Raw genomic sequence first — 17,514 nt, forward strand, 5'->3', positions numbered from 1 at the left:
CGCACCATGAGCCTCAGACTTGGCGACATCGCCCCCGACTTCGAGCAGGATTCCAGCGCCGGCAAGATTCGCTTCCACGAATGGCTCGGCGACAGTTGGGGTGTGCTGTTTTCCCACCCGGCGGACTTCACACCGGTATGCACCACTGAGTTGGGCCTCACCGCCAAGCTCAAGGACGAGTTCGCCCAGCGCGGGGTCAAGGCCATTGCCCTTTCGGTGGACCCGGTGGACTCGCACCATAAGTGGATCGAGGACATCAACGAGACTCAGAACGCCGTGGTCAATTTTCCGATCCTGGCCGATGCCGACCGCAAGGTCTCGGACCTGTACGACCTGATCCACCCCAATGCCAGCGACACCTTGACCGTGCGCTCACTGTTCGTGATCGACCCGAACAAGAAGATTCGCCTGACCATCACCTATCCGGCCAGCACCGGGCGCAATTTCAACGAGATCCTGCGGGTGATCGATTCCCTGCAGCTGACCGACAACTACAAAGTCGCCACCCCGGCCAACTGGCAGGACGGTGATGAAGTGGTGATCGTGCCGTCGCTCAAGGATGAAGAGGAACTCAAGCAGCGCTTTCCCAAGGGTTACCGCGCCGTGAAGCCCTACCTGCGCCTCACCCCGCAACCCAATCGCTGACGCAACACCTGATCTGAACCTGTGCACCAAGGGTTTTGGCCGTTTCGACGGCCTTTTTTTATTGCGCCAGGGAAAGGATATTGAATATATCTATATTGCATAACCAAATGAATAAATATGATTTAAAGATATATGAATCCCCTGTTATGGTTTGACCCATGCAGCGAGATCGCCCGCCGCGAATCGCACGTGACAGTTAAGGAAGGGTAGGCATGTTGGTCGTCTCACTCGGTGGCAGTCCCAGCCAACGCTCCCGCTCAGGGGTGCTGCTGGAACGTTCGCAACGCTGGTTGCAGCAGCAAGGTGTGGAAGTGGTGAGTTATCAGGTACGCGACTTCCCGGCCGAAGATCTGCTCCATGCCCGTTTCGACAGCCCGAAGGTGGTGGACCTGCTCCAGCAGATCGAAAACGCTGATGGCCTGTTGATCGCCACGCCGGTGTACAAGGCGTCTTTTTCCGGCGCACTGAAGACTGTGTTGGACCTGCTGCCTGAGCGCGCCCTGGCCCATAAAGTGGTGTTGCCGATGGCAACCGGCGGCAGCATCGCCCACATGCTGGCGGTGGACTACGCCCTCAAGCCGGTGTTGTCAGCGCTCAAGGCCCAGGAAATGCTCCACGGGATCTTTGCCGAAGACAGCCAGATCGCTTACGGCGAGGGCAGCGCCCAGGCGCAATTGACGCCGGCCCTGCAACAGCGCCTGAATGAGGCGCTGGAACAGTTTTTCAGTGCCATGGCCCGTCGGCCCAGGCCGCTGGACCCCAATGTATTGAACGAACGTTTGCTGAGTGCTCGCTGGAGCATTTGAACCCCGAACACCCTGATTCAACTCACCTTACTCAGCCGCCAACGGCCCAGCAGGTGCAGCCAAAACCCCACAGCAGAAAGGAGAGGCGCCATGCGCACTGTCATTTTGCGTCGCGGGCTGGTCGCTCTGTTTGCTGCGGCTGTGTCCCTCGGCGTCATCGCTCAAGCTCAAGCCGAGACCTTGCGGATCGGTTATCAGAAATACGGCACGCTGGTGCTGCTCAAGGCCAAGGGGTCGTTGGAGAAGCGCCTCGCCGCCCAAGGCGTGGACGTGCAATGGACCGAGTTCCCCGGCGGCCCGCAGCTGCTGGAAGGCTTGAACGTCGGTTCCATCGACTTTGGCGTGACCGGTGAAACCCCGCCGGTGTTTGCCCAGGCCGCGGGCGCCGATCTGCTCTATGTCGCCTACGAACCACCGGCACCCACCAGCGAAGCCATCCTCGTGCCCAAGGGGTCGGCCATCCAGTCGGTGCAAGACCTGAAGGGCAAGAAAGTCGCGCTGAACAAAGGCTCCAACGTCCACTACCTGCTGGTGCGGGCGCTGGAAGACGCCGGCCTCAAGTATTCCGATATCCAGACTGTGTTCCTGCCGCCGGCCGACGCCCGTGCCGCGTTCGAACGGGGCAGCGTGGACGCCTGGGTGATCTGGGACCCGTACCAGGCTGCCGCCGAGCAACAGTTGCAGGCACGCACCCTGCGTGACGGCAAGGGCATCGTCGACAACCACCAGTTCTACCTCGCCACCAAACCCTATGCGCAGAAGCACCCGCAGGTCATCACGACCCTGGTGGAGGAAGTGCGCGCAGTCGGCGAGTGGTCCAAGGCCAACCCTGAAGACGTGACCAAGCAGGTCTCGCCGCTGCTGGGCCTGCCGGCGGACATCACCCTGACGTCGGTGAAACGCCAAGGCTACGGGGCGCTGTTCCTCACGCCGGAAGTGGTGGCGGCACAACAGAAAATCGCCGACAGCTTCTACCAGCTCAAATTGATTCCCAAGCCCTTGAGCATCAAGGACGTGATCTGGACGCCGCCGGCGGCCGTCGCGAACGCGCAGTAATTCGATTCCTTTAGGAGACCACTCCATGAGCCTCAATATTTTCTGGTTCCTGCCTACCCACGGCGACGGCCATTACCTTGGCACTGCCGAAGGCGCCCGCACCGTCGATCACGGTTACCTGCAGCAGGTCGCCCAGGCGGCGGATCGACTGGGCTTCGGCGGCGTGCTGATCCCCACCGGGCGTTCCTGCGAGGACTCCTGGCTAGTGGCCGCTTCGTTGATTCCCGTGACCCAGCGCCTGAAATTCCTCGTGGCCCTGCGCCCCGGGATCATTTCCCCGACGGTGGCGGCGCGTCAGGCCGCGACCCTCGACCGGTTGTCCGGCGGGCGGGCGTTGTTCAACCTGGTGACCGGCGGTGACCCGGACGAACTGGCCGGCGATGGCCTGTTCCTCGACCACGAGCAACGCTACCAGGCCTCAGTGGAGTTCACCCGCATCTGGCGCCGGGTGCTGGAAGGCGAGACCGTGGATTACGACGGCGAGCACATCAGTGTGAAGGGCGCCAAGCTGCTCTATCCGCCGATCCAGCAACCGCGTCCGCCGCTGTATTTCGGCGGCTCGTCGGAAGCCGCCCAGGACCTCGCCGCCGAGCAAGTGGAAATGGTGCTGACCTGGGGCGAGCCGCCCGCGGCCGTGGCGGAAAAAATCGCCCAGGTACGGGCCAAGGCAGCGAAACTGGGCCGTACCGTGCGCTTCGGTATTCGCCTGCATGTGATCGTGCGGGAAACCAACGCCGAAGCCTGGCAGGCGGCCGACCGGCTGATCTCCCACCTGGACGACGACACCATCGCCCGTGCCCAGGCCTCCCTGGCGCGCTTCGATTCGGTGGGCCAGCAACGCATGGCCGCCCTGCACGGTGGCCGTCGCGACAAGCTGGAAGTCAGCCCCAACCTCTGGGCCGGTGTCGGTCTGGTTCGCGGCGGTGCCGGTACGGCGCTGGTGGGCGATGGCCCGACCGTGGCGGCGCGGGTCAAGGAGTACGCTGACCTGGGCATCGACACCTTTATCTTCTCCGGTTATCCACACTTGGAAGAGTCCTATCGCGTGGCGGAACTGTTGTTCCCGCACCTGGACGTGGAGCGCCCTGAGCTGCCGAAAAGCCAGGGCTATGTGAGTCCGTTCGGTGAAATGGTCGCCAACGACATCCTGCCCAAAGCCGCGTCCCAGAGCTGAGGCGGCCATGAAGAAAATCATCCACAACCTCGCGCCCTGGGCGGTGCCGCTGCTGTTGCTGGCGGTCTGGCAACTGTCGGTATCGGCTGGCTGGTTGTCCACGCGGATCCTGCCGGCACCGGTGGCGGTGATCGAAGCCGGGGTCAACCTGGTGCGCAGCGGCGAAATCTGGACACACCTGGCGATCAGCGGTTGGCGCGCAGCGGTCGGTTTCCTGATCGGCGGGGGCATCGGCCTGACCCTGGGCTTCATCACCGGGTTGTCGAAATGGGGCGAACGCCTGCTGGACAGCTCCGTGCAAATGGTCAGGAACGTCCCGCACCTGGCGCTGATTCCGCTGGTGATCCTGTGGTTCGGCATCGACGAGTCGGCGAAGATTTTCCTGGTGGCCCTGGGCACGTTGTTCCCCATCTACCTCAACACCTACCACGGGATTCGCAACGTCGACCCGGCGCTGGTGGAGATGTCCCGCAGCTACGGCTTGTCCGGCTTCAGCCTGTTTCGCCAGGTGATCCTGCCGGGGGCCTTGCCTTCGATCCTGGTGGGCGTGCGCTTTGCCCTGGGTTTCATGTGGCTGACGCTGATCGTGGCGGAAACCATCTCGGCCAGCTCCGGCATCGGTTACCTGGCGATGAATGCCCGGGAGTTCCTGCAGACCGATGTGGTGGTGCTGGCGATTCTCCTGTACGCCGTGCTGGGCAAATTGGCCGACCTGGCCGCTCGCGGGCTTGAGCGGGTCTGGCTGCGCTGGCACCCGGCGTACCAAGTGAACAAGGGAGGTGTGGCATGACCGCCCAACAACCTCCGCATCTGCTGCGTGGCATCCCGCTGGCGGTGCGCAAGCTGCAAAAAACCTTCGGCACGCGCCAGGTCTTGCGCGACATCGACCTGCATATCCCGGCCGGGCAGTTCGTGGCCGTGGTCGGTCGCAGTGGCTGTGGCAAAAGTACCTTGCTGCGTTTATTGGCTGGCCTCGATCAGCCCACCGGTGGACAGCTGCTGGCCGGTTCGGCGTCGTTGAGCGATGCACGGGAAGACACGCGGCTGATGTTCCAGGAGGCACGTTTGCTGCCCTGGAAAAAAATCATCGATAACGTCGGCCTCGGTCTCAAGGGCAATTGGCGCCCGCAAGCGTTGCAGGCACTGGAAGCGGTGGGCCTGGCCGACCGCGCCCATGAGTGGCCGGCGGCGCTGTCCGGCGGCCAGAAGCAACGGGTGGCCCTGGCCCGCGCATTGATTCATAAGCCCCGGCTGTTGCTGCTCGACGAACCCTTGGGAGCGCTGGACGCCCTGACCCGTATCGAGATGCAGCAACTGATCGAAAACCTCTGGCGGCAGCACGGCTTCACGGTGTTGCTGGTGACCCACGACGTCAGCGAAGCGGTGGCGATTGCCGATCGGGTGATCCTGATCGAGGACGGCCAGATCGGCCTCGACCTGGCCATCGACCTGCCGCGTCCACGGGCTCGCGGCTCTCATCGCCTGGCCAGCCTGGAAACCGAAGTCCTCAACCGTGTGCTGTCCTTGCCCGGCCAACCGCCGGATCCCGAACCCGTTTCACCCTTGCCCACGCAATTGCGTTGGGCGCAATAACTTCATCCAGACAGGAATCGACACCATGACTATCAAAGCCATCAACGTACGCAACCAGTTCAAAGGCACCATCAAGGAAATCGTCGAAGGCGACGTACTGTCGGAAATCGACGTGCAGACTGCTTCCGGCATCGTCACGTCGGTCATCACCACCCGTTCGGTCAAGGAGCTGGAACTGGCGATTGGCAGCGAAGTGATCGCCTTCGTCAAATCCACCGAGGTGTCTATCGCCAAGTTGTGAACGATGCTTCACCCACAGCCCCGGACGGCGTGAGCCCTTCGGGGCTTTTCTATAGCGTAGTGCCGGTCAGTCAAGGACCAAGCGGCGCAGAAGTCTGTGGGAGCAAAGCTTGCTCGCGATTGGGCATGACCGTTGAAAACCGTATCGGCTGGACCACCGCTATCGCGAGCAAGCTTTGCTCCCACGGGTCAACTGACAGTGGCTGTCATCACCGGATGATTTCACGCTTGGGCAAATACGGCGGCAGGTACAGCCCCAGGTACGCATCGAACACCCGCATGCCTTCTTCGGCCATGCGTGGGGTGATCTGGCCGTGCTGCTGTATCGAGCGGGCGTAGACGCGATCGCCCAGCTCCATGGCCAGGGCGAACACATCGACGTCGCCGGGCAGGGGCGGCAGGGCGAAATGGTGGTCGAACACCTTGTGCATCAAGTCACTCAGCTCGAGGTCGTGTTGGCGGTCGGCCTGGGTGACTTCGGTCAGGCCGTGCTGGGCCAGGATCAACTGGCGCGCGGCGGCGTCCTGGTTGTAGATGGCGAGCATGCGCTGCTCCACCAGCCGTGACAGGTCGTGCCAATGGTTCAGCGCCGCATGATCGATCGGTGCCTGCAGGCCAGCGCGAAAAGCGGCGTGGACGTCGGCGGTCAGGGCTTCGAGCAGGGCCGGGACGCTGGCGAAGAAGTGGTACACGGAAGAGGGCGGGATCCCGGCGCGCTCGGCGACGCTGTAGATCGACAGGCTGGCCACGCCTTCGGCGGCAAGCAGCGTACGGGCGGCATCGAGAATGGTGTCGATCCGGGCCTGGCTGCGTGCGCGGGGTTTGCGGGGTGTGGCGATGCGTGTCATGAAGCTCTCCTGCGGGGCTGCCGGGCATTGTACGAGTCGGGTCCGGTGTTGTCTTCCCGGCCCTCATCGCGGGCAAGCCTTGCTCCCACAGAGCAATACTCAGTGAATCAGACCAAACGATCACAAAGCCCCGGTTGGAGCTGAGCTTGCTCCCACATTGGGTTTGTGGTGATTTCAAGTCAGCACCGCAAATCCCCTGTGGGAGCTGAGCTGGCTCGCGATCCGCCGAAGGCGGCCATCCCCCCAAATACAAAAAAACGCCGCAGCCCCGAAGGCCTGCGGCGTCTTTTTTACTGCAACCGCTTACACGGTATGCAGGTACCAGTTGTACTCGAGGTCGGAGATGGAGTGTTCGAACTCCTCCAGCTCACTCTCCTTGCAGGCCACGAAGATATCGATGTATTTCGGATCGATGTACTTGGCCATGACTTCACTGTCGTCGAGCTCGCGCAGGGCATCGCGCAAGTTGTTCGGCAGGCTTTGCTCGTTTTGCTCGTAGCTGTTGCCTTCCACCGGCGCACCGGGCTCGATCTTGTTGACCAGGCCATGGTGCACGCCCGCCAACACGGCTGCCATCAGCAGGTAGGGGTTGGCATCGGCACCGGCGACGCGGTGTTCCAGGCGCACGGCATCGGCCGAGCCGGTCGGCACGCGCAAGGCCACGGTGCGGTTGTCCAGGCCCCAGGTCGGCGAGTTCGGCACGTAGAACTGTGCGCCGAAACGACGGTAGGAGTTGACGTTCGGGCAGAGGAAAGCCATCTGCGCGGGCAGGGTCTCGAGCACACCGCCGATCGCGTGACGCAGTGCGGCGTTCTGCTCGGGATCCTCGCTGGCAAAGATATTCTTGCCGTCTTTATCCAGAATCGAAATGTGGACGTGCAACCCATTGCCCGCCTGGCCCGGATACGGCTTGGCCATGAAGGTGGTGTCCATTTCATGGTCGTAGGCGATGTTCTTGATCAGGCGCTTGAGCAGGACCGCATAGTCGCAAGCCTTGATCGGATCGGCCACGTGGTGCAGGTTCACTTCGAACTGCGCCGGGGCACTTTCCTTGACGATGGCATCGGCGGGAATGCCTTGCTCCTTGGCCCCTTCCAGAATGTCCTGGAGGCAATCGACGTATTCGTCGAGGTCATCGATCAGGTAGACCTGTGTCGAATGCGGGCGTTTGCCGGAAATCGGCGAGCGAGGCGGTTGTGGGCGTCCATTCACGTTCTCCTGGTCGATCAGGTAGAACTCCAGCTCGAATGCGGCGCAGATGGTCAGGCCCAGTTCATCGAACTTGGTCACGACTTGGCGCAGGACTTCACGGGGATCGGCGAAGAAAGGTTCGCCTTCGAGTTCGTGCATGGTCATCAACAGTTGCGCAGTCGGGCGCTTCTGCCAAGGCTCGTTGCACAGGGTGTCAGGGATTGGATAACAGATTCGGTCAGCATCACCGATGTCCAGGCCCAGGCCGGTGCTTTCCACCGTAGAGCCATTGATATCCAGGGCAAATAAAGAGGCCGGCAGGTTGATGCCTTTCTCGTAAACCTTGTGGAGGCTGGTGCGTTCTATGCGCTTGCCGCGCACCACACCATTCATATCCGCAATCAGAAGGTCAACGTACAGAACCTCAGGATGTTCCTTAAGGAACGCGTTCGCTTCGTTAAGCTGAACGGCACGCGGGGGTACCGACATGATGCAACACCTTTGTTGTTAAAAATATCAATCATTGATCTCTTCGAAAGCCAGTCAACCCGAACGGCATGCCGAAGTCAAGCAGGGCCTTTTTTGCCCTAAAAAAGCACCTGCAGGGCTTTTTTGAGGCAATTTAGGGCGTTTTTTTCCCTTTAGGGGCCTTGGCGCCCGCAGGCTTGAGCGGGCCGTGTTGTATTTTTTACGGGGGTGTTGTGTAAAAAAATGAACAAGGCTAAGCTCGATTCAAACCCATAACAGCAATAATACCGGGGTGCTTCATGTCTCGCCTGCCGTTAATCGGCGTCACCACCTGCTCCAGGCAGATGGGTCTGCATGCTTATCACACCAGTGGCGATAAATATGCCCGGGCTGTCGCGACAGCCGCCAAGGGCTTGCCAGTGCTGGTCCCGTCCCTGGCGGATCTGTTCCCACCGTCCGATATTCTGGACGCCCTGGACGGCATTCTTCTGACCGGCTCTCCTTCCAATGTAGAACCTTTTCATTATCAGGGCCCAGCCAGCGCGCCGGGCACTGCCCATGATCCTGCACGGGACGCCACCACCCTGCCGCTGATCCGCGCCGCTGTCGAGGCGGGCGTCCCGGTGCTGGGCATTTGTCGTGGTTTCCAGGAGATGAACGTAGCCTTTGGCGGCAGCCTGCATCAGAAAGTTCATGAAGTCGGAACGTTCATCGATCATCGTGAAGACGATACTCAAGCGGTGGAGGTCCAATATGGTCCTGCCCACGCCGTGGACATCCAGCCTGGCGGCATACTGGCAGGCCTGGGGCTGCCCCAGTCGATTGAGGTCAACTCGATCCATAGCCAGGGCATCGAGCGCCTGGCGCCTGGGCTGCGGGCCGAAGCGGTGGCGCCCGATGGCCTGATCGAGGCTGTTTCGGTGCCAGAAGGCAAGGCTTTTGCTTTAGGTGTGCAATGGCACCCTGAATGGGAGGTAAGCTCTAACCCGCACTACCTTGCGATTTTCCAGGCATTTGGCGATGCCTGCCGAGCAAGGGCAACACAACGCGACGCAGATGCGTCAAACAACGCCTGACAACTAATAGCAGTCAGGAAACTCACGCCTAGAGGCATTTATGAGTAACAACCTCGACCAGCTCACCGATTGGTTGAAAGACCACAAGATCACAGAAGTCGAATGCATGATTGGCGACCTGACCGGTATCACCCGGGGCAAGATCTCGCCGACCAACAAGTTCATCGCCGAGAAAGGCATGCGCCTGCCCGAGAGCGTTCTGCTCCAGACCGTTACGGGCGACTATGTCGAAGACGACATCTATTACGAACTGCTCGACCCGGCTGACATCGACATGATCTGCCGCCCGGACGAGAACGCCGTGTTCCTTGTGCCCTGGGCCATCGAGCCCACCGCCCAGGTCATCCACGACGCCTACGACAAGCAGGGCAACCCCATCGAGCTGTCGCCGCGCAACGTGCTCAAGAAAGTGCTCAAGCTCTATGCCGACAAAGGTTGGCAGCCTATCGTGGCGCCGGAAATGGAGTTCTACCTGACCAAGCGCAGCGACGACCCGGACTTTCCGCTGCAACCGCCCATTGGCCGCTCCGGCCGCCCGGAAACCGGTCGCCAGTCTTTCTCGATCGAAGCGGCCAACGAATTCGATCCGCTGTTCGAAGACGTCTACGACTGGTGCGAACTGCAGGAGCTGGACCTCGATACCCTGATCCACGAGGACGGCACGGCGCAGATGGAAATCAATTTCCGTCACGGCGATGCCCTGTCCCTGGCCGACCAGATCCTGGTGTTCAAGCGCACCATGCGCGAGGCGGCACTCAAGCACGACGTGGCCGCCACCTTCATGGCCAAGCCCATGACCGGCGAGCCGGGCAGTGCGATGCACCTGCACCAGAGCATCATCGACAAGGAAACCGGCAAGAACGTCTTCTCCAATGAAGACGGGACCATGAGCGATCTGTTCCTGCACCACATCGGTGGCTTGCAGAAGTTCATCCCCGAGCTGTTGCCGCTGTTCGCTCCCAACGTCAACTCGTTCCGCCGCTTCCTGCCGGACACCTCGGCACCGGTGAACGTGGAGTGGGGCGAAGAGAACCGCACCGTGGGCCTGCGCGTGCCGGATGCCGGGCCGCAGAACCGTCGGGTGGAAAACCGTTTGCCGGGCGCCGACGCCAACCCGTACCTGGCGATTGCCGCCAGCCTGCTGTGTGGCTTCATCGGCATGGTCGAAGGCATCGACCCGAGCGCGCCGGTGGTGGGCCGTGGCTACGAGCGCCGCAACCTGCGTTTGCCGCTGACCATCGAAGACGCCCTGGAACGCATGGAAAACAGCACCACCATCGAGAAGTACCTGGGCAAGAAATTCATCACAGGCTACGTCGCGGTCAAGCGGGCCGAGCATGAAAACTTCAAGCGCGTCATCAGTTCGTGGGAGCGGGAATTCCTGCTCTTTGCCGTCTGAAGCGCCGGGCGAGGCTGCTTCAGGCAGCTTCGCCCCCACCGATAACAGGAGAATTCGCATGACCCGCAATAACCCGCAAACCCGTGAATGGCAGGCCCTGAGCAACGATCATCACTTGGCGCCGTTCAGCGATTTCAAGCAGCTCAAAGAGAAAGGCCCGCGCATCATCACCCACGCCAAGGGCGTCTACCTCTGGGACAGTGAAGGCAACAAGATCCTCGACGGCATGGCCGGCCTCTGGTGTGTGGCCGTCGGTTATGGCCGTGAGGAACTGGCCGACGCCGCCAGCCAGCAGATGCGTGAACTGCCGTACTACAACCTGTTCTTCCAGACGGCCCACCCGCCGGTGCTGGAATTGTCCAAAGCCATCGCCGACATCGCCCCTGAAGGCATGAACCACGTGTTCTTCACCGGCTCCGGCTCCGAGGGCAACGACACCATGCTGCGCATGGTCCGCCACTATTGGGCGATCAAGGGCCAGCCGAACAAGAAAGTCATCATCAGCCGCAAGAACGGTTATCACGGTTCGACCGTCGCGGGCGCGAGCCTGGGCGGCATGACCTATATGCACGAGCAGGGCGACCTGCCGATCCCGGGCATTGTCCACATCGCCCAGCCTTACTGGTTCGGTGAAGGCGGCGACATGAGCCCCGAAGAGTTCGGCGTGTGGGCGGCCAACCAGTTGGAAGAAAAGATCCTGGAGATCGGCGTGGACAACGTCGGGGCCTTCATCGCCGAGCCGATCCAGGGCGCCGGTGGCGTGATCGTGCCGCCGGACAGCTACTGGCCGCGCATGAAGGAAATCCTCGCCAAGTACGACATTCTGTTCGTGGCCGACGAAGTGATCTGTGGCTTCGGCCGCACCGGTGAGTGGTTCGGTACCGACCATTACGGGTTGAAACCGCACATGATGACCATCGCCAAGGGCCTGACCTCCGGCTATATCCCCATGGGTGGGCTGATCGTGCGCGACGACGTGGTCGCGGTGCTCAACGAAGGCGGTGACTTCAACCACGGGTTTACCTACTCCGGTCACCCGGTGGCCGCGGCGGTGGCCCTGGAAAACATCCGCATCCTGCGCGACGAGAAGATCATCGAGCGTGTCCACAGCGAAACGGCACCCTATTTGCAGAAGCGTTTGCGGGAACTGAACGATCATCCGCTGGTGGGTGAAGTACGCGGGGTCGGTTTGCTGGGGGCGATCGAACTGGTCCAGGACAAGGCCACGCGCAAACGCTACGAAGGCAAGGGCGTGGGCATGATCTGCCGGCAGTTCTGCTTCGATAACGGGCTGATCATGCGCGCGGTGGGCGACACCATGATCATTGCGCCGCCGCTGGTGATCAGCAAGGCCGAGATCGATGAATTGGTGACCAAGGCGCGGCAGTGCCTGGACCTGACGCTCAGTGCGTTGCAGGGCTAAGTGCTAGGCTCTGAGCGAGGTGCCTGCAAGGGCCTCGCCCAGCGTGAACAAAAGGCTGGGCCTGTGTTGAAAGCCTGCCCTGTAACTTGCCAGACTACCGCCTGTTCAAGTTGCCCGCGAGCCGGCTACTGAACGTGGCTAAAAAGAATAACTGGAGCATCAATCCATGAAGGCATTAGGTATGAAGATAGCTGGCAAGACCCTCCTCGCCATGTCACTGATGGGCGTGATGGCGGGCGCCGTCCAGGCGGACGACAAAGTGCTGCATGTCTACAACTGGTCCGACTACATTGCGCCGGACACCGTCGCCAAGTTCGAGAAAGAAACGGGGATCAAAGTCGTCTACGACGTGTTCGACAGCAACGAAACCCTGGAAGCCAAGTTGCTGGCCGGCAAGTCCGGTTATGACATCGTGGTGCCGTCGAACAACTTCCTGGCCAAGCAGATCAAGGCCGGCGTCTACCAGGAGCTGGACAAGTCCAAGCTGCCGAACTGGAAGAACCTGGACACCGACCTGCTCAAGGCTGTCGGCGATGCCAGCGACCAGGGCAACAAACACGCCTTCCCTTACATGTGGGGCACCATCGGCATCGGTTACAACCCCGAGAAGGTCAAGGCCGCATTGGGCGTCGACAAGATCGATTCCTGGGACACCCTGCTCAAGCCCGAGAACATCGCCAAGCTCAAGAGCTGCGGCGTGAGCTTCCTCGATTCGCCAACCGAAATGATTCCGGTGGCCCTGCATTACCTTGGCTACCCGACCGACAGCCAGGACAAGAAGCAACTGGCCGAGGCTGAAGCACTGTTCCTCAAATTGCGTCCATCGATCGGTTACTTCCACTCTTCCAAATACATTTCCGACCTGGCCAACGGCAACATCTGCGTCGCCGTGGGCTACTCGGGTGATATCGAGCAATCCAAGAGCCGTGCTGCCGAGGCTGGCGGCAAAGTGAAAGTGGCCTACACCATTCCCAAGGAAGGTGCCGGTTCGTTCTACGACATGGTCGCCATTCCCAAGGATGCCGAAAATGTCGAGGCCGCTTATAAATGGATGAATTTCATCATGCAGCCGGAAATCATGGCGCAGATCACCGACAACGTGCGTTTCCCTAACGGCAACAAGGCCGCCACCGCGTTGGTGGACAAGGAAATCTCCGGTGACCCGAGCATTTACCCATCGGACGAAGTGAAGGCCAAGCTGTACGCCATCAGCGATCTGCCGCCAGCGACCCAGCGGATCCTGACCCGCAGCTGGACCAAGATCAAATCCGGTAAATAAGCCGGTCTGAAGCATCCTCCTGTTGTCGCTGGCATCGCCGCGGCGGCAACAGGAGCAGCTCAATAACTAAAAGTTTTGCTGGATCGGTTTATCGAGGGTAAGTTGCGCGCCGGTTTTGTTGCAGGGTCCATCGTGGCCAAGTAACGGGGGCAACTTGGGCCCAACTATTTAAGAGGACCTCCACGTGCCAGTCTTTTCTTTGTTACGCAACGCCTTGCTGGTCGGCGCCGGCCTGACGCTCGCCGTCAGTGTCCAGGCCGCTTCCACCGTGCATATTTATAATTGGTCGGACTACATCGGCGAGACCACCCTGGCGGATTTCGAAAAAGCCACTGGCATCAAGCCGGTGTATGACGTGTTCGACTCCAACGAAACCCTGGAAGGCAAGTTGCTGGCCGGGCGTACCGGCTACGACGTGGTCGTGCCGTCCAACCACTTCCTGGGCAAGCAGATCAAGGCCGGTGCGTTCCAGAAGCTCGACAAGGCGCAGTTGCCCAACTACGCCAACCTCGACCCTGTGCTGCTCAAGCGCCTGGAAAAGAACGACCCGGGCAACCAGTACGCCGTGCCTTACCTCTGGGGCACCAACGGCATCGGCTATAACGTCGAGAAGATCAAGGCGGTCCTGGGCGTCGAGAAGATCGATTCTTGGGCCATGCTGTTCGAACCGGAAAACATCAAGAAGCTGTCCAGCTGCGGTGTTTCGTTCCTCGACTCGGGCGACGAAATGATCCCGGCGATGCTCAATTACCTGGGCCTGAACCCCAACAGCGAAGACCCCGAAGACTACAAGAAGGCCGAGGCGCAGCTGCTCAAGATCCGGCCTTACGTGACTTATTTCAATTCCTCCAAATACATCTCCGACCTGGCCAATGGCGAGATCTGCGTGGCGGCCGGTTTCTCCGGCGACATCTTCCAGGCCCGGGCTCGTGCCAGCGAGGCCGGCAAGGGCGTCAACATCGCCTATGTGATTCCCAAGGAAGGCGGCAATCTCTGGTTCGACATGCTGGCGATCCCGCGTGACGCCACCAACGTCAAGCAAGCGCATGCCTTCATCAACTATGTGCTCAAGCCTGAGGTCATCGCCCAGGTCAGTGACGTTGTCGGTTATGCCAACCCGAACCCGAAGGCTGGCGAGCTGATGGACCAGAAAGTACGCACCGATGAAGCGGTTTATCCACCGCAAGCGGTCGTCGACAAGCTCTACGTCAACTCCGAGTTGCCGCCCAAGATCCAACGACTCATGACCCGCAGCTGGACCAAGGTCAAGTCGGGTAAATAACCTCAACACTCTTGTTCGTCCGCGTGGGGCGAACTGCAAATTCTGTGGGAGTTTCGTAAATGGCAGTTGCCTCCGGCGCCTATAAGAAAGCCCTCGAGGGCGACCAGACACCCAAGCAGGTGCTGGTCAAAATCGACCGGGTCACGAAGAAGTTCGACGAGACGATTGCCGTGGACGACGTGTCCCTGGAAATCAAGAAAGGCGAGATCTTCGCCTTGCTCGGCGGTTCGGGATCGGGCAAATCCACCTTGCTGCGCATGCTGGCCGGTTTCGAGCGGCCCACCGAGGGGCGGATTTTCCTCGACGGTGTGGACATCACCGACATGCCGCCCTATGAGCGGCCGATCAACATGATGTTCCAGTCCTACGCCCTGTTCCCGCACATGACCGTGGCGCAGAACATCGCCTTCGGTCTGCAACAGGACAAGATCCCGAAGGCCGAGATCGATGCCCGCGTGGCGGAGATGCTCAAGCTGGTGCAGATGAGCCAGTACGCCAAGCGCAAGCCGCACCAGCTCTCCGGCGGCCAGCGCCAGCGTGTGGCCCTGGCCCGTTCCCTGGCCAAGCGCCCGAAGCTGTTGCTGCTCGATGAGCCGATGGGCGCGCTGGATAAGAAACTGCGCTCGCAGATGCAACTGGAGCTGGTGGAAATCATCGAGCGGGTTGGCGTGACCTGCGTCATGGTGACCCACGACCAGGAAGAGGCCATGACCATGGCCGAACGTATCGCGATCATGCACCTGGGCTGGATCGCCCAGATCGGCAGCCCGATCGACATCTACGAGACCCCGACCAGCCGGCTGGTCTGCGAGTTCATCGGCAACGTCAACATCTTCGAGACCGAAGTGGTGGACGACGCCGAAGGCCACGCGGTGCTGACCTGCAAGGACCTGGACCGCAATATCTACGTCGGCCACGGCATCAGTACCTCGGTGCAGGACAAGTCGGTGACCTACGCGATTCGCCCGGAAAAGCTGCTGGTCACTTCCGAGCCGCCGACCTGCGAGCACAACTGGTCCAGCGGCAAGGTCCATGACATCGCCTACCTGGGCGGCCACTCGGTGTTCTACGTCGAGCTGCCGAGCGGCAAGCTGGTGCAGTCCTTCGTCGCCAACGCCGAACGCCGTGGCCAGCGCCCGACCTGGGGCGACCAGGTGTTCGTCTGGTGGGAAGACGACAGCGGCGTGGTGCTTCGCTCATGAACATGCGCAAACTCAAACGCCGACTCGATCGAATAACGCCCGGTGGCCGCCAACTGGTCATCGGGGTGCCCTTCATCTGGCTGTTCCTGTTCTTCATGCTGCCGTTCTTCATCGTCCTGAAGATCAGCTTTGCCGAAGCCGACGTGGCCATCCCGCCATACACCGAGATCTACAGCTACGTTGACCAGAAGCTGCAGGTGCTGCTCAACCTCGCCAACTACGCGATGCTGAGCGAGGACGAGTTGTACATCGCCGCCTACCTCGGTTCGCTGAAAATGGCCCTGATCAGCACGCTCTTGTGCCTGCTGATCGGCTACCCGATGGCCTATGGCATCGCCAATGCCCGCAAAGAGATGCAGACGGTGCTGGTGCTGCTGATCATGATGCCGACCTGGACCGCGATCCTGATCCGCGTCTACGCGTGGATGGGCATCCTCAGCAACAACGGCTTGCTCAACGGCTTTTTGCTGAGCATGGGTTGGATCAGCGAACCGCTGCAGATCCTCAACACCAACCTGGCGGTGTATATCGGGGTCGTCTACTCCTATCTGCCGTTCATGATCCTGCCGTTGTACGCCAACCTGGTGAAACATGACGCCAGCCTGTTGGAAGCCGCGTCGGACCTGGGGTCGAGCACCTTCAACAGCTTCTGGAAAATCACCGTGCCGCTGTCCAAGAACGGCATCGTCGCCGGCTGCATGCTGGTGTTCATCCCCGTGGTGGGCGAGTTCGTCATCCCGGAACTGCTGGGCGGCCCGGAAACCCTGATGATCGGCAAAGTGCTGTGGCAGGAATTCTTCAATAACCGAGACTGGCCGGTGGCATCCGCCCTGGCGGTGGTGATGCTGGCAATCCTGATCGTGCCCATCATCCTGTTCAACCGCAGTCAGGCCAAAGAAATGGAGGGCAAGGAATGAAGCGCTTCAGTTTTTCAAGCCTGATGCTGGTGCTGGGTTTGCTGTTCATCTACGCACCGATGCTGATCCTGGTGATCTATTCGTTCAACGCCTCGAAACTGGTGACGGTGTGGGGTGGCTGGTCGATCAAGTGGTACGTCGGCCTGCTGGACAACAGTCAGTTGATGGGCTCGGTGGTGCGCTCGCTGGAAATCGCCTGCTACACGGCGATTGCCGCGGTGGCCCTGGGGACGCTGGCGGCCTTCGTGTTGACCCGCATCACCCACTTCAAGGGCCGCACGCTGTTCGGCGGCCTGGTCACCGCGCCGCTGGTGATGCCGGAAGTCATCACCGGTCTGTCGCTGTTGCTGCTGTTCGTCGCCATGGCGCAGATGATTGGCTGGCCCCAGGAGCGTGGCATCGTCACGATCTGGATCGCCCACACCACGTTCTGCGCGGCCTATGTGGCGGTGGTGGTCTCGGCACGTTTGCGTGAGCTGGACCTGTCCATCGAAGAGGCGGCCATGGACCTGGGTGCCCGGCCGTGGAAGGTGTTCTTTTTGATCACCATCCCGATGATCGCGCCGTCACTGGCGGCGGGGGGCATGATGTCGTTCGCGTTGTCCCTGGATGACCTGGTGCTGGCGAGCTTCGTCTCCGGCCCCGGCTCGACCACCTTGCCAATGGAAGTCTTCTCGGCCGTGCGCCTGGGGGTAAAACCGGAAATCAACGCCGTGGCGAGCCTGATCCTGCTGGCGGTGTCGCTGGTGACCTTCCTGGTCTGGTACTTCAGCCGCCGCGCCGAAGAGAACCGCAAGCGCGCGATCCAGCAAGCCATCGAAGAAAGCGCTGCCGACTCCTGGAAACAACCGGAAGTCCGCCGGGCCGAGACCGCACCGGTCTAACCCGACGCAGCTCTACCTGTGGGAGCGAGCT

At 60.9% G+C, this 17,514-nt stretch carries 17 protein-coding genes; 15 read left to right on the top strand and 2 right to left on the bottom strand.

Annotated elements, in window-relative coordinates:
* Nucleotides 1–6: 6 nt before the first annotated feature.
* From J4E53_RS24525 to J4E53_RS24555, 7 genes are all read left to right on the top strand, one after another.
* Nucleotides 7–645: a peroxiredoxin gene (locus J4E53_RS24525; protein WP_024617266.1), complete on the top strand. Its 639-nt coding sequence runs from the start codon at nucleotides 7–9 to the stop codon at nucleotides 643–645.
* Nucleotides 646–857: 212 nt separating this feature from the next.
* Nucleotides 858–1,451, top strand: coding sequence for an NADPH-dependent FMN reductase (gene ssuE, locus J4E53_RS24530; protein WP_060740148.1), 594 nt, complete (start codon nucleotides 858–860; stop codon nucleotides 1,449–1,451).
* Between the two features lie 90 nt (nucleotides 1,452–1,541).
* On the top strand, nucleotides 1,542–2,507 hold the full coding sequence (locus J4E53_RS24535) for a sulfonate ABC transporter substrate-binding protein (RefSeq protein ID WP_060740149.1): 966 nt from the start codon (nucleotides 1,542–1,544) through the stop codon (nucleotides 2,505–2,507).
* A 25-nt stretch (nucleotides 2,508–2,532) separates the two neighbouring features.
* Nucleotides 2,533–3,681 (top strand): FMNH2-dependent alkanesulfonate monooxygenase, encoded by a 1,149-nt coding sequence (gene ssuD, locus J4E53_RS24540; protein WP_103310519.1) that lies wholly within the window; start codon nucleotides 2,533–2,535, stop codon nucleotides 3,679–3,681.
* A 7-nt stretch (nucleotides 3,682–3,688) separates the two neighbouring features.
* Nucleotides 3,689–4,471 (top strand): aliphatic sulfonate ABC transporter permease SsuC, encoded by a 783-nt coding sequence (gene ssuC, locus J4E53_RS24545; protein WP_060740151.1) that lies wholly within the window; start codon nucleotides 3,689–3,691, stop codon nucleotides 4,469–4,471.
* The gene (gene ssuB / locus J4E53_RS24550; protein WP_060740152.1) at nucleotides 4,468–5,274 is read left to right on the top strand and encodes an aliphatic sulfonates ABC transporter ATP-binding protein; all 807 of its coding nucleotides are present in this window, start codon (nucleotides 4,468–4,470) and stop codon (nucleotides 5,272–5,274) included. The genes ssuC and ssuB overlap by 4 nt, the downstream gene beginning before the upstream one ends.
* A gap of 25 nt (nucleotides 5,275–5,299) precedes the next feature.
* Nucleotides 5,300–5,515 carry a molybdopterin-binding protein gene (locus tag J4E53_RS24555; RefSeq protein ID WP_003177394.1) on the top strand — a complete coding sequence of 72 codons (216 nt, stop codon included), beginning with the start codon at nucleotides 5,300–5,302 and terminating at the stop codon, nucleotides 5,513–5,515.
* Nucleotides 5,516–5,723: 208 nt separating this feature from the next.
* Here J4E53_RS24555 and J4E53_RS24560 read toward each other — a convergent pair whose 3' ends face one another.
* Together J4E53_RS24560 and J4E53_RS24565 are read right to left on the bottom strand one after the other, a co-directional pair.
* Complete coding sequence (locus tag J4E53_RS24560) at nucleotides 5,724–6,362, bottom strand: TetR/AcrR family transcriptional regulator (protein WP_060740153.1); 639 nt, start codon at nucleotides 6,360–6,362, stop codon at nucleotides 5,724–5,726.
* Between the two features lie 303 nt (nucleotides 6,363–6,665).
* A complete protein-coding gene (locus J4E53_RS24565) occupies nucleotides 6,666–8,042 on the bottom strand; it encodes a glutamine synthetase family protein (protein ID WP_025216023.1) in 1,377 nt (458 codons plus the stop codon).
* A 278-nt stretch (nucleotides 8,043–8,320) separates the two neighbouring features.
* Between J4E53_RS24565 and J4E53_RS24570 the strand changes: the two genes are divergently transcribed.
* The 8 genes from J4E53_RS24570 to J4E53_RS24605 all read left to right on the top strand — a co-directional run bounded on the left by J4E53_RS24570 (nucleotide 8,321) and on the right by J4E53_RS24605 (nucleotide 17,483).
* Nucleotides 8,321–9,097, top strand: a complete 777-nt coding sequence (locus J4E53_RS24570) for a gamma-glutamyl-gamma-aminobutyrate hydrolase family protein (protein WP_060740154.1) — start codon at nucleotides 8,321–8,323, stop codon at nucleotides 9,095–9,097.
* Nucleotides 9,098–9,137: 40 nt separating this feature from the next.
* Nucleotides 9,138–10,496, top strand: a complete 1,359-nt coding sequence (locus J4E53_RS24575; RefSeq protein ID WP_060740155.1) for a glutamine synthetase family protein — start codon at nucleotides 9,138–9,140, stop codon at nucleotides 10,494–10,496.
* Nucleotides 10,497–10,554: 58 nt separating this feature from the next.
* Nucleotides 10,555–11,919 carry an aspartate aminotransferase family protein gene (locus J4E53_RS24580; protein ID WP_103310517.1) on the top strand — a complete coding sequence of 455 codons (1,365 nt, stop codon included), beginning with the start codon at nucleotides 10,555–10,557 and terminating at the stop codon, nucleotides 11,917–11,919.
* A 181-nt stretch (nucleotides 11,920–12,100) separates the two neighbouring features.
* A complete protein-coding gene (locus tag J4E53_RS24585) occupies nucleotides 12,101–13,198 on the top strand; it encodes a polyamine ABC transporter substrate-binding protein (RefSeq protein ID WP_060740157.1) in 1,098 nt (365 codons plus the stop codon).
* A 184-nt stretch (nucleotides 13,199–13,382) separates the two neighbouring features.
* Complete coding sequence (locus J4E53_RS24590; protein ID WP_060740158.1) at nucleotides 13,383–14,480, top strand: polyamine ABC transporter substrate-binding protein; 1,098 nt, start codon at nucleotides 13,383–13,385, stop codon at nucleotides 14,478–14,480.
* A 59-nt stretch (nucleotides 14,481–14,539) separates the two neighbouring features.
* Nucleotides 14,540–15,682, top strand: a complete 1,143-nt coding sequence (locus tag J4E53_RS24595; protein ID WP_060740159.1) for an ABC transporter ATP-binding protein — start codon at nucleotides 14,540–14,542, stop codon at nucleotides 15,680–15,682.
* On the top strand, nucleotides 15,679–16,599 hold the full coding sequence (locus J4E53_RS24600) for an ABC transporter permease subunit (RefSeq protein ID WP_060740160.1): 921 nt from the start codon (nucleotides 15,679–15,681) through the stop codon (nucleotides 16,597–16,599). The genes J4E53_RS24595 and J4E53_RS24600 overlap by 4 nt, the downstream gene beginning before the upstream one ends.
* Nucleotides 16,596–17,483 carry an ABC transporter permease subunit gene (locus tag J4E53_RS24605; protein ID WP_060740161.1) on the top strand — a complete coding sequence of 296 codons (888 nt, stop codon included), beginning with the start codon at nucleotides 16,596–16,598 and terminating at the stop codon, nucleotides 17,481–17,483. Before J4E53_RS24600 ends, J4E53_RS24605 begins: the two co-directional genes overlap by 4 nt.
* Nucleotides 17,484–17,514 lie beyond the last annotated feature (31 nt).

The organism is Pseudomonas sp. FW305-28 (assembly GCF_017351395.1).
GTDB classification, from domain to species: domain Bacteria; phylum Pseudomonadota; class Gammaproteobacteria; order Pseudomonadales; family Pseudomonadaceae; genus Aquipseudomonas; species Aquipseudomonas fluorescens_AA.

What these genes read in the sequence shown, in the direction of transcription:
- J4E53_RS24605 (WP_060740161.1), top strand. Translation starts at nt 16,596, where the DNA reads ATGAAGCGCTTCAGTTTTTCAAGCCTGATGCTGGTGCTGGGTTTGCTG.
- J4E53_RS24575 (WP_060740155.1), top strand. Translation starts at nt 9,138, where the DNA reads ATGAGTAACAACCTCGACCAGCTCACCGATTGGTTGAAAGACCACAAG.
- J4E53_RS24595 (WP_060740159.1), top strand. Translation starts at nt 14,540, where the DNA reads ATGGCAGTTGCCTCCGGCGCCTATAAGAAAGCCCTCGAGGGCGACCAG.
- ssuC (WP_060740151.1), top strand. Translation starts at nt 3,689, where the DNA reads ATGAAGAAAATCATCCACAACCTCGCGCCCTGGGCGGTGCCGCTGCTG.
- J4E53_RS24585 (WP_060740157.1), top strand. Translation starts at nt 12,101, where the DNA reads ATGAAGATAGCTGGCAAGACCCTCCTCGCCATGTCACTGATGGGCGTG.
- ssuE (WP_060740148.1), top strand. Translation starts at nt 858, where the DNA reads ATGTTGGTCGTCTCACTCGGTGGCAGTCCCAGCCAACGCTCCCGCTCA.
- ssuB (WP_060740152.1), top strand. Translation starts at nt 4,468, where the DNA reads ATGACCGCCCAACAACCTCCGCATCTGCTGCGTGGCATCCCGCTGGCG.
- J4E53_RS24560 (WP_060740153.1), bottom strand. Translation starts at nt 6,362, where the DNA reads ATGACACGCATCGCCACACCCCGCAAACCCCGCGCACGCAGCCAGGCC.
- J4E53_RS24555 (WP_003177394.1), top strand. Translation starts at nt 5,300, where the DNA reads ATGACTATCAAAGCCATCAACGTACGCAACCAGTTCAAAGGCACCATC.
- J4E53_RS24565 (WP_025216023.1), bottom strand. Translation starts at nt 8,042, where the DNA reads ATGTCGGTACCCCCGCGTGCCGTTCAGCTTAACGAAGCGAACGCGTTC.
- J4E53_RS24535 (WP_060740149.1), top strand. Translation starts at nt 1,542, where the DNA reads ATGCGCACTGTCATTTTGCGTCGCGGGCTGGTCGCTCTGTTTGCTGCG.
- J4E53_RS24580 (WP_103310517.1), top strand. Translation starts at nt 10,555, where the DNA reads ATGACCCGCAATAACCCGCAAACCCGTGAATGGCAGGCCCTGAGCAAC.
- ssuD (WP_103310519.1), top strand. Translation starts at nt 2,533, where the DNA reads ATGAGCCTCAATATTTTCTGGTTCCTGCCTACCCACGGCGACGGCCAT.
- J4E53_RS24600 (WP_060740160.1), top strand. Translation starts at nt 15,679, where the DNA reads ATGAACATGCGCAAACTCAAACGCCGACTCGATCGAATAACGCCCGGT.
- J4E53_RS24525 (WP_024617266.1), top strand. Translation starts at nt 7, where the DNA reads ATGAGCCTCAGACTTGGCGACATCGCCCCCGACTTCGAGCAGGATTCC.
- J4E53_RS24570 (WP_060740154.1), top strand. Translation starts at nt 8,321, where the DNA reads ATGTCTCGCCTGCCGTTAATCGGCGTCACCACCTGCTCCAGGCAGATG.